Genomic DNA, 1,353 nt, shown 5'->3' on the forward strand with positions numbered 1-1,353 from the left:
GCTGAGGTGGGTGGGTCTTGGTTGAGATGGGTGTCGTTCTTCTACCTCCGTGGAAGGCGATGCCGCATACAGCCGAATCTGATTGGCTTGCCGGGTTGAACCGGTGGAGCCGTTTCGTTTTGTCGGTTGCCTTGCTGCTTCGGTGGTGGGGTGCCAGTTGACATTTACGGAGAGTTTGATTCTGGCTCAGGACGAACGCTGGCGGCGTGCTTAACACATGCAAGTCGAACGGTGATGGCCAGCTTGCTGGTCTGATCAGTGGCGAACGGGTGAGTAACACGTGAGCAACCTGCCCTTCACTCTGGGATAACCACGGGAAACGGTGGCTAATACCGGATATGAGACGTACACGCATGTGTCGCGTCTGGAAAGATTTATCGGTGAAGGATGGGCTCGCGGCCTATCAGCTTGTTGGTGGGGTAGTGGCCCACCAAGGCGACGACGGGTAGCCGGCCTGAGAGGGCGACCGGCCACACTGGGACTGAGACACGGCCCAGACTCCTACGGGAGGCAGCAGTGGGGAATATTGCACAATGGGCGCAAGCCTGATGCAGCGACGCCGCGTGAGGGATGACGGCCTTCGGGTTGTAAACCTCTTTCAGCAGGGAAGAAGCGCAAGTGACGGTACCTGCAGAAGAAGCGCCGGCTAACTACGTGCCAGCAGCCGCGGTAATACGTAGGGCGCAAGCGTTGTCCGGAATTATTGGGCGTAAAGAGCTCGTAGGCGGTTTGTCGCGTCTGCTGTGAAAACCTAAGGCTCAACCTTGGGCTTGCAGTGGGTACGGGCAGACTAGAGTGCGGTAGGGGTGACTGGAATTCCTGGTGTAGCGGTGGAATGCGCAGATATCAGGAGGAACACCGATGGCGAAGGCAGGTCACTGGGCCGCAACTGACGCTGAGGAGCGAAAGCATGGGGAGCGAACAGGATTAGATACCCTGGTAGTCCATGCCGTAAACGTTGGGCACTAGGTGTGGGGCTCATTCCACGAGTTCCGTGCCGCAGCAAACGCATTAAGTGCCCCGCCTGGGGAGTACGGCCGCAAGGCTAAAACTCAAAGAAATTGACGGGGGCCCGCACAAGCGGCGGAGCATGCGGATTAATTCGATGCAACGCGAAGAACCTTACCAAGGCTTGACATACACCGGAAACTTCCAGAGATGGTTGCCCCGCAAGGTCGGTGTACAGGTGGTGCATGGTTGTCGTCAGCTCGTGTCGTGAGATGTTGGGTTAAGTCCCGCAACGAGCGCAACCCTCGTCCCATGTTGCCAGCGGGTTATGCCGGGGACTCATGGGAGACTGCCGGGGTCAACTCGGAGGAAGGTGGGGATGACGTCAAATCATCATGCCCCTTA

Annotated in this window: 1 rRNA gene; it reads left to right on the forward strand. The window is 57.9% G+C overall.

The annotated features are described in order from the left end of the window. Positions 1 to 163: 163 nt before the first annotated feature. Positions 164 to 1,353, forward strand: a 16S ribosomal RNA gene (locus I847_RS24295); the annotation flags it as partial.

Origin of the sequence: Cellulomonas sp. URHD0024 (assembly GCF_000426185.1) — a bacterium.
In the GTDB taxonomy this organism is placed as follows: Bacteria; Actinomycetota; Actinomycetes; order Actinomycetales; family Cellulomonadaceae; genus Cellulomonas.